At 35.7% G+C, this 8,493-nt stretch carries 11 protein-coding genes; 6 read left to right on the forward strand and 5 right to left on the reverse strand.

Annotated elements, in window-relative coordinates:
• Positions 1-389: 389 nt before the first annotated feature.
• Both FTV14_RS15445 and nadS read left to right on the forward strand, forming a co-directional pair.
• Positions 390-710: a type II toxin-antitoxin system RelE/ParE family toxin gene (locus FTV14_RS15445; RefSeq protein WP_067765721.1), complete on the forward strand. Its 321-nt coding sequence runs from the start codon at positions 390-392 to the stop codon at positions 708-710.
• Complete coding sequence (nadS, locus tag FTV14_RS15450) at positions 703-975, forward strand: NadS family protein (RefSeq protein ID WP_004641921.1); 273 nt, start codon at positions 703-705, stop codon at positions 973-975. Before FTV14_RS15445 ends, nadS begins: the two co-directional genes overlap by 8 nt.
• Before the next feature lie 731 nt (positions 976-1,706).
• Here nadS and FTV14_RS15455 read toward each other — a convergent pair.
• Complete coding sequence (locus FTV14_RS15455; protein WP_180054135.1) at positions 1,707-2,126, reverse strand: hypothetical protein; 420 nt, start codon at positions 2,124-2,126, stop codon at positions 1,707-1,709.
• A gap of 383 nt (positions 2,127-2,509) precedes the next feature.
• Here FTV14_RS15455 and FTV14_RS15460 point away from each other — a divergent pair, with 383 nt between their 5' ends.
• Entirely contained in the window at positions 2,510-2,929 is a 420-nt protein-coding gene (locus FTV14_RS15460; RefSeq protein ID WP_163167820.1) for a hypothetical protein, read from the forward strand.
• A complete protein-coding gene (locus tag FTV14_RS15465; protein WP_180048073.1) occupies positions 2,926-3,240 on the forward strand; it encodes a hypothetical protein in 315 nt (104 codons plus the stop codon). Before FTV14_RS15460 ends, FTV14_RS15465 begins: the two co-directional genes overlap by 4 nt.
• A gap of 267 nt (positions 3,241-3,507) precedes the next feature.
• Here the strand turns inward: FTV14_RS15465 and FTV14_RS15470 are convergent, their stop codons facing one another.
• The 3 genes from FTV14_RS15470 to mobQ form a co-directional block, all read right to left on the reverse strand.
• Complete coding sequence (locus tag FTV14_RS15470) at positions 3,508-4,071, reverse strand: plasmid replication DNA-binding protein (protein ID WP_180054136.1); 564 nt, start codon at positions 4,069-4,071, stop codon at positions 3,508-3,510.
• Positions 4,072-4,134: 63 nt separating this feature from the next.
• Positions 4,135-5,028 carry a replication initiation protein RepM gene (gene repM, locus FTV14_RS15475; RefSeq protein ID WP_180054137.1) on the reverse strand — a complete coding sequence of 298 codons (894 nt, stop codon included), beginning with the start codon at positions 5,026-5,028 and terminating at the stop codon, positions 4,135-4,137.
• 515 nt (positions 5,029-5,543) lie between these two features.
• Positions 5,544-6,980: a MobQ family relaxase gene (gene mobQ, locus FTV14_RS15480; RefSeq protein ID WP_180054138.1), complete on the reverse strand. Its 1,437-nt coding sequence runs from the start codon at positions 6,978-6,980 to the stop codon at positions 5,544-5,546.
• A gap of 209 nt (positions 6,981-7,189) precedes the next feature.
• Between mobQ and FTV14_RS15485 the strand changes: the two genes are divergently transcribed.
• A complete protein-coding gene (locus tag FTV14_RS15485; RefSeq protein ID WP_180054142.1) occupies positions 7,190-7,456 on the forward strand; it encodes a mobilization protein in 267 nt (88 codons plus the stop codon).
• Positions 7,457-7,473: 17 nt separating this feature from the next.
• Entirely contained in the window at positions 7,474-8,193 is a 720-nt protein-coding gene (locus tag FTV14_RS15490) for a hypothetical protein (RefSeq protein WP_180054140.1), read from the forward strand.
• An 87-nt stretch (positions 8,194-8,280) separates the two neighbouring features.
• Here the strand turns inward: FTV14_RS15490 and FTV14_RS15935 are convergent.
• A partial coding sequence (locus tag FTV14_RS15935; protein WP_218948207.1) for a hypothetical protein occupies positions 8,281-8,493 on the reverse strand: 213 nt, incomplete at its 5' end.

Genomic DNA, 8,493 nt, shown 5'->3' on the forward strand with positions numbered 1-8,493 from the left:
ATTTAATTTCTTCTGGATAAAGATTTAATAATTCCTTAATAGAGGGTCGCTGATTTAAAGGTAGACAATCAATTAAGGCCATCAAAAATTTAGGATCAAAAGATCTTATTGATTTAGCCTTTAGAACTAAACGAGGCATTCTATATATTTATTCTAATAATGTACTTAATGTAAATTATATCAATTAATTAAATATACTATAAATGACTTTTTGTATCAAAAAATTGAATATTTATTTACCTTTTGGTTGTAATTTCTATTACCTAAAAATCAAAATTGAAGCTAATCACGTAAGATAATTTCGGTTATGAGAAATGAGAGCTACCTTTTCTCGTTTTTTTATTCTAAAACTGCTAAAATTCTTATACGCCATTGACGTACTTGAGCTCATGTTATTCATTGAAACCAGTGTTTTTACCAAGCAAATTAAAGAGCTTGTAAGTGATGAAGAGTATCGTCAGCTCCAGCAAGATCTTTTGGTACAACCTGATAAAGGTGACTTAATCAAGAATGGTGGTGGAATTCGTAAAGTACGCTGTACTCAAGGCAATAAAGGTAAAAGCGGCGGCATCCGGGTGATCTATTATTGGGTCACAGAAGATGATCAGATATTTTTCCTGGTGGCTTATCCAAAGTCTGTGAAAGATAATCTGACAGACAAAGAAACATCGATCCTGCGTCAATTAGTAAAGGAGCAATTTCATGGATAACAACTTATTTGATGACCTGGTTGCTTCAATCAAAGAAGCTGGTGCCATCAAACGTAATGAGATAAAGGCCAGTCGAGTCACAGAGCTTGAATTGCCAGATATTAAAGAAGTACGTGAGAAAACTGGATTAACGCAAGCAGAGTTTGCTGCACGTTTGCATATTAGCGCGAGAACGCTACAGAACTGGGAACAAGGCCGACGCTATCCGACTGGTCCTGCAGCGACTTTAATTCGCATTCTGGATGCCCATCCAACTTTGATCTAAATATTTTAGATAATAAAAAACCCCGGCATCCTGCCGGGGTTTTTTATTGTCGCTGATTGTGCTGTTGTACCCTCTGGTCCATGTGCAATAACTTATAATTTTTGTTTTATGTTATGGAACTTCCTGTTCCTGATGAGTTCATCATAGGAAAGTTCCAGTATCCTAGATAGCCGCAAAGGGCCGAGATTCACGTAAGCCTGAGCGTACAAAATAGCCTAAATTTTATCCACAAAAAATGTGGATAATTTTAAGCATTCAAACATTGATAAAATTTAAAAAATCGCAAAATCGACTACTTTTTAAACAAATTTATTGGCAAGAACTATCAAAACTGCTCATAAAAAAGCCGACTTGTTTCAAAATCGGCTTTTTGGTCATTTTTGGATTTTTCTGTTTTCATTAAGTAATTGATATTTATATTAATATACAAGTGTACTTCGTATAACCGCCATTATGTTAAATGAGCATCAATGTAGAGCTTAATTAAGAAAAATTCTCCAAGCCCATTTAAAAATAGTGCCAATCATATTAGGAAATAAATAACCTATAACGAAGCAACTGATTACTGTAAAAATTACAATTTTAAGTGAACTGACCGTAGAGCCTAGATATAGAGAGAAAAGTATTGCTAGTCCTAGACCTAGGAAGATCCCACCTACAGAGTAGTAAAATGCTGTAATTAATCGCTCAGAATTATCCATTATTACTCCTATATTGTAATTTTTGATTTTTTAATTTGGAGTAAGAGGCTTAAAAATTTTATTAATAATAATTACTTGAGATATATCGCAAGTATCGCTTGCCTCTACTTCCCATGAATAATTGCTTTTTTTAAAGGGAAAAGATTCTCCTCCACCATATGCAACTTTTTCTCCAAGTAAATAAGTTTCCGAGTTTACGTTTAGACTTTTATTCTTTTCATCCCAGCTAGCGGTCTTTGTAGCAAAAATAGGAAAGACTTTAGAGCCATCTAAAAATTCTAAATATAAGCACTGACCTTGTGTAATAATTTTACCTTCAGTGTAACTTGCATTATCTGCGTCACTTATATGTTCAATACGTGGAATAATTATATTTGATTCATTTTTTTCATTAAGTGGGTTACAAGCAGCAAGCATAGTCAAGCAAAAGAAAATTCCTATTTTTTTCATTCTTAAATCTTCCTAAAAATAACATAATACACCTTATACGAATTCCCAGAGCATGGCTTTCAGCCATGCTTTTGTTTATTAAAATAGTATAGATATATGAATTTTAAGATAAAGAAAAAGCCTTATAGTCTCTCCCGGAACTATAAGGCTTATAAATCGCTGTAATTTTTTTCTTAATTACCTACTTTTTTCCTCTATAGGTTATGAATATATTTTACTGATAGGTAAAAACAAAGATATAAGACAAAAGATGAATATGCTAAGAATTCCGCGTAAAGCCTACTAATTTCGCATAACTACCATTATGTTAAATCCAAGCCAGCGACCTCCAAGAAAATCGGTATAGTGTTAATATTTATTGAGTAGATAAGAGAATTAAATTAGTGAAATACTCAAATGCAAAAATAGTAAAAGCTCTCTTACTTGCTCCTTTACCATTACTTTTTTTCATAGCAGTCCTGTTTATCGTAATGAATCAGGAATACAGCCTATACTCGATTTTCGTGGTTCTTGTAGGGCACGGCCTTGTCTACTTAGCTTATTGTATTTTGACTGTGCCTTTCAGCTTCATCTTCTCAATTCTTTTAAATCGTTATAATAGTCTTAATTTATTAACCATCTGTATTACCTCTATAATTATTGCTGCTCCATTTTTTATTCTTTTTGGATGGAGTCACACAGGAGAAATTTCGAAAGAGTGGTGGAAAATGTATACCAATACATGGACTATTTTTATGGCTCTCTTTCCTGGCTTATGTTATTGGCTTTTTTTAATTAATTTAAAAGATAAAGAAAAGTTATGAAAAAAATATTATTTATCAACATTTTAACTTTTATTTTAACATCATTATCTTTATTTTATCAAAGATATATTCCTGTTAACCGTATAGTTGTAGATAAATTGGAAGAGGTGAATAGGCTTGCAGGAGGCTTTCCCTTTGTATTTTTAATTGATGGGGATTCTACCTCCCCCGGTAATCATATAAGTGCGTTATTTATTTTTTGGGATTTAGACGAATTTCTTCTTAAGTACTTTATTTTGGATTACCTGTTTTGGCTTAGTTTCATTTTGATCTGCTATTTATATTTTAAAAAGAGAAAAAATCGAGCCTAATCTATCTTGTAGCTTTCCTAAAATTAACATAATACACCTTATACGAAATGCGTTATAATTCTCTTGAAAATTCAATGCTGTAGTTTCTAGTTGATAGCCCGAACATCTCTGTTCGGGCTTTTTTTATGATTTTTCACGTTTCACGCCTATTATTTAAGCAATGTTTCACGACTTTATTCAGTTTTAATAAACATCATCCGGTTTTTTGGTGAGTCATTATTTCATTGCTGGCAATGAAATTGGCTCATCAAAAAATTGGAGTCCTGGTTAACCATACGGAAGGAAAAAACGGCTCAGGAAGCCTCTCTTTTTAGGTTCTGGCTCAACATGTTCTGGAACAGGGATACGTTTGTTCTCTGGAGTAGTCAATCCGTCCTCTTTAACCTGCTTTAACTGAATATTTGTTGCCATATCAGTTGGGTTTGGCGAAATATTACTTTCAATATTCTCTTTATTAGGTTCACTACTAGCTTTAGATGGCTTCATTTCAATTAGTGTAAGAAGCGTATCGATACGAGCATTAGCTTTAGCCTCTCTATCTTCTGCTTTTTCTAATTGTTTCTTTAAAAAGTCGATCTGATTTTTCAACTCTACTACTGTTTTATCAGTGTATTCGGGTGTATCCAGATTCTGTATTAGAGACGTATCAATACGTTTTGACTGTTTTCCAGAAAACGGTTCACCATATACACGCAATAATTCTGAAAAGTCTATAAAGCCATCATGATCACGGCTTAATACCCCATTTTTTATATCTTTATAAAGTGTCGCTCTAGATTTTTTATACAGTGTGGCAGCATCACTAACACTGTATTTTGTACTTGTTTTCATAGTGTATTACTGTGTATTTAAGATACGTATTGAAGAATACAATAAGTGTATTCTTCAATACACTCAAGGTTTGAAGCCTAAGTTCCGTAAGTAAGGTAAAAACTGCTTCTGTTGTTTTGGATCTCTAAGTTTTTCCTTGATTTTTGAAGCTAATATTTCATAGCTCTCGCCCTCACGTGCTAGATGAGAAAGTTCATGTAGACGTGATAGTTGATTACCAAACATGTTTATCTGAGCATCTGTTAACTTATAGAACTCTTTCGGTATGTCTGTAGTTTCCTGACCAATACTTTTTGTTTTTTCTTTAAAAGAAAAAGTAATGTGAGTAACTTTACGACCTGTTTTTTTCTGCTCATACGTCACACGTAAAGGGCTGTATTCATTTATTTGATCTACAGCAGTATCAATTACCCTTTTTTTAAAATCAGCAAATAACGGATACTTTTTACCTAGTTCCAGCATGGTTCGTAGATTATCAACAGAGATTTCACGCTTACCTATTTGTCTGTATTGCACCAGTAACTCATAGATACGGATACCGTACCCACTGTTGATACCCGCGATATCAGATAGAGCATATTTCGTAAATTCTCTACTTAGGTTAGATATAAAAGGCAAAATTGGTTTTGAAAAGCGAATACCAATGACACTTTGACTATCTAAAAACTGAACCTCTTGTACCCATCTCATTTTGATAGATTTATCGTCTACAGAGAGGTTGATAGACCTTTCATAAAGTCTATTAATCCCTTCTTTTAAATCTCTATAGGCTGTTTTCTCGTGTACTCCTAGGAGCTGTAATTCATTAACACTCACTGGGTATAACTCATCATCTGTGATGGGTTGATTCTTTGGAATACGTGAAATGGCTGCCAAGACAATACGTTGCTCTACGGCACTTAATTGATATGAAGCTTCTATAACTTGATTTGATTTTACAACTTGATTCTTATCCAAAATAAAACCATTTAATTTTTAATATATGACAAATATATACTTGTCATAGTTGGTAGTCAATCCGTCATAGTTAAGTAGTCAATCCGTCATAGTTAGTAGTCAATCCGTCATAGTTAGTAGTCAATCCGTCATATTTAAATACTGAAACTATTGCTACTAAAGGCATACAGAGGGCTGAAAAGATTTAAAAGATTTAAAAATAATTAAAAAAGGGAATTTGAAAAATTGCCCTTGGTTTTCGCTCCGCTCAAACTCTATTGAATCTCGCTTTCGCTCGATTCGTCGGGGCAATTTTTGGTTAATGTTTTCGTGACTTTTAGAAAAAGCAAAAGCAGCTCGGAATTCGCTTCGCTCATGAGCTTTTTTTCTCGCTACGCTCGGTTTAGGGATCAAACTTGGAAAGTTCGCACCCATGCGGGATGCTCTGTAGGGTAGGTGATTAATGGATAGGGAGCTTGTAATCAGGGAAAGGAAAGAGCAAATTTTCTCAGTTCGCTCGTAGACACTCGCTCTGTTTATCGACTCATGCCACGAGATTTCATTTTAGGCGCATGTTGCTGTGCTTTGAGCTGTTGTTCTTGTCTGAGTTTCATCTGTTGTTCTGCTTTGATCTCATTCACACATTTCTTAATAACTTGATAGGTTGAGTATAGAGTTTGGTATTGCTTGGCTTTGGCCGGATGTTGTTGTTGGTACTGCTTCCAGGCATGTTCTTTGAACTTTTCATTTTCCAATAAATCCTTCACACCATGTTTTTTCTGGTGTTCATGCTGACCTTTCAGCTTTTTGTGTTCCTGATAAATCTCGTCACGTTGGGCTTCCCAGGCTTTTTTTCCAAACAGTAAGGGTTTGTTCTGGGTTAATTCGTTGTGTTGATCGACCAGGCTTTGCAATCTGTCATGACTTTGCTTGAGTCGACTCTTCACGATGTCCTGGGCAAGCTGCTGATTGAACTCGTTTTCATGTTTTTGCATCTTGCCGAAGGTGTTTTCGGCCTTTTTAAAAACATCCTGCATAAAATCCAGGTCTAGATTCGCGTCTTTTGCGCTGATTTCGCGATTTAGCACTTTGCCAAGGGTCTCCCTCTGTTTTTCTTCAAACAGGGCTTTTTCGTCAATTGGTGGCGTTTTAGCACTATTTTTGATTTGGATCTGCTGTTCAGTTTTTAGTGTATTGAGTTTGATCTCATTTTCAGCAATCAGCAGATCCATATTTTTGCCGTATTGCAACTGAGCCTGATTTCTCTGTTTGATTTCGTCATTGCTTCGGCTGATTTCGGTCTCAATCCCTTTTCGGCGCAGTTCGGTGACTTTCGGCCCTTCGTGCAGCGTGGCTTCTAAACCATTCTCCTGGTCTTTGTAGCTGCGGTGGTCGACTCGGGCAGTGTATCCAGCCAGATCCAGGTGCATATTGCAGATATCGGCAAAGTGTTCGCGCCAGTGTTCGATTTCTCCACTGTGTTTCTGATCCAGTTCCCGGGTTTTCTCGGTGAAGCCTTCCGGAGTAAGTTTGCGTGTGCTCATCAGGATATGGGCGTGATAATTGCGTTCATCACTACCAGATCCAGTATGCGGTGCATGAATACAGGCATCGACGGCCACCTGATGTCTGTCCACGATACTGGCGCATAGTTCTTCGAGCATGGCCAGGCGTTGTTCCTGATTTAATTCATTTGGAAAAGCGATTTCAAATTCCCGCGCAACTGTCGAGTTTTTTCGGGTTTCCCGTTGTTCAACTTCGTTCCAGAGTTTTTCTCGATTCTTTAAATGTTCCGGTGCGCCTTCTGGTAAATAAATTTCTTTGTATTCCACACCAGTTTTTCGGCTGTAGTCATGTTCTCGGCCTTCACGTTCACAATAGATCTTTTCACCTGCCCGATAGGCAATCGCAGCAGTGGCGGAACGTCCTGCTGATCGTGCTACGGTTTTGACTGAAAAGTGGTAAATCGCCATGCCTGTTTTTCGCTTTTAAATTTTCACGTAGTGAAATACAACCGTAAATACGGTTGTCGGGGTATTGGGGAGACCCCAATCGTACTTGCAAACGAAGTTTGCATAAGTGCGCTCTTCGAGGAAAACATTACTATACATATAGCACCTTGAATGCATATTCAAGTGCGCTTATGTTAGGGATGGTTTCCCAGAATGATGGTATTGGATTAATGAGCGTTACTGAAACACTAGACATCAAAATTAAAGCTCAAGAAGAAAAGCTAAAACAGCTCAAAGCTCAAAGACAGGCAGCACTTGCACGAGAACGTGCCAAAGAGAAAGAACAGGCAAGAAAGGATGATACCAGACGTAAGATTTTGATCGGATCCTGCATGTTGAAAATCACCGAAGATGATGAGCAAGCCAGAGCAAAACTGATTGCTCAGATGGACAAGTATTTGACTGATGAACGTGATCGTAAGCTCTTTAATTTATAAGTGATAGGGAATTAATCATGGCATTGAGCCAATTCGATATTATTAAGTCTTTAGGTGAATCTATTGAATGGTTTGAAAAAGAACTCTCTTGGGGAATGCCTATTGCAGAATTAAGGCATTTAACAGGAAGAATTGGGGAACTTTATGTAGCTATGATGACCTTAGGGCAATTAGCCGATTCAGTTAATCAGAGAGGTTATGATGTAGTTTCCAGTACTGGACAAAGAATTTCTGTTAAGACTGTTACTACAGCAAGTCATGTAGATTTTAATCTTAAAACGATTGAGTTAGTGGACAGAATTATTGTTTTAAGAATTAACCCTGAGGACCTCTGTATTGAAGTAGTCTATGACTTAAATATAGAGCAGTTTCAGGCTAAGTCACGAGAATACAAAGGGAAATATATTTTAGGTATTTATAACAAAATACTTTTAGCTAATTCAAAAATAAATATAGGGTTAAATGTTCCTACTGAAACAGAAGTGAAAGTTGAAAATAATCATGAGTTATTGATTTTAAATAGTATTTTTTATGATGGATATGAGATAAAACAATATGAAAATGCAAGAATTGAAGTTTATAAGGATGGTGAAAAACAACCATCAGCTAAAGAAATTTTGAGACAGATAGCACTCCCTTTAAATGTCTCTTTAAATAATTCAGCTGGAAATCCTAAAAATACTCAGCAATTGGGGGATCATGTGATCAAGGCAATAAAGAACTTTAGATCAACCTGATTTCGCATAAGAGATTTTATGTTAAACGAGTGATGAAAAGGCTCATGAATTGTGCCTTTCATATAACATCTATTATTTAATTTTAAATTATGAATGTTGAATATCGAATACCATACCTAATCGAGCTGATATTTTTTCAATAGTAGACTCCAATACTTCAGAGGTTAGATCTAATTTAATTTCTTCTGGATAAAGATTTAATAATTCCTTAATAGAGGGTCGCTGATTTAAAGGTAGACAATCAATTAAGGCCATCAAAAATTTAGGATCAAAAGATCTTATTGATTTAGCCTTTAGAAC

It is taken from the genome of Acinetobacter sp. YH12236, assembly GCF_013417645.1.
Taxonomy (GTDB): domain Bacteria; phylum Pseudomonadota; class Gammaproteobacteria; order Pseudomonadales; family Moraxellaceae; genus Acinetobacter.

What these genes read in the sequence shown, in the direction of transcription:
- FTV14_RS15470 (WP_180054136.1), bottom strand. Translation starts at nt 4,071, where the DNA reads ATGAAAACAAGTACAAAATACAGTGTTAGTGATGCTGCCACACTGTAT.
- FTV14_RS15465 (WP_180048073.1), top strand. Translation starts at nt 2,926, where the DNA reads ATGAAAAAAATATTATTTATCAACATTTTAACTTTTATTTTAACATCA.
- FTV14_RS15445 (WP_067765721.1), top strand. Translation starts at nt 390, where the DNA reads ATGTTATTCATTGAAACCAGTGTTTTTACCAAGCAAATTAAAGAGCTT.
- mobQ (WP_180054138.1), bottom strand. Translation starts at nt 6,980, where the DNA reads ATGGCGATTTACCACTTTTCAGTCAAAACCGTAGCACGATCAGCAGGA.
- FTV14_RS15485 (WP_180054142.1), top strand. Translation starts at nt 7,190, where the DNA reads ATGAGCGTTACTGAAACACTAGACATCAAAATTAAAGCTCAAGAAGAA.
- nadS (WP_004641921.1), top strand. Translation starts at nt 703, where the DNA reads ATGGATAACAACTTATTTGATGACCTGGTTGCTTCAATCAAAGAAGCT.
- FTV14_RS15490 (WP_180054140.1), top strand. Translation starts at nt 7,474, where the DNA reads ATGGCATTGAGCCAATTCGATATTATTAAGTCTTTAGGTGAATCTATT.
- FTV14_RS15455 (WP_180054135.1), bottom strand. Translation starts at nt 2,126, where the DNA reads ATGAAAAAAATAGGAATTTTCTTTTGCTTGACTATGCTTGCTGCTTGT.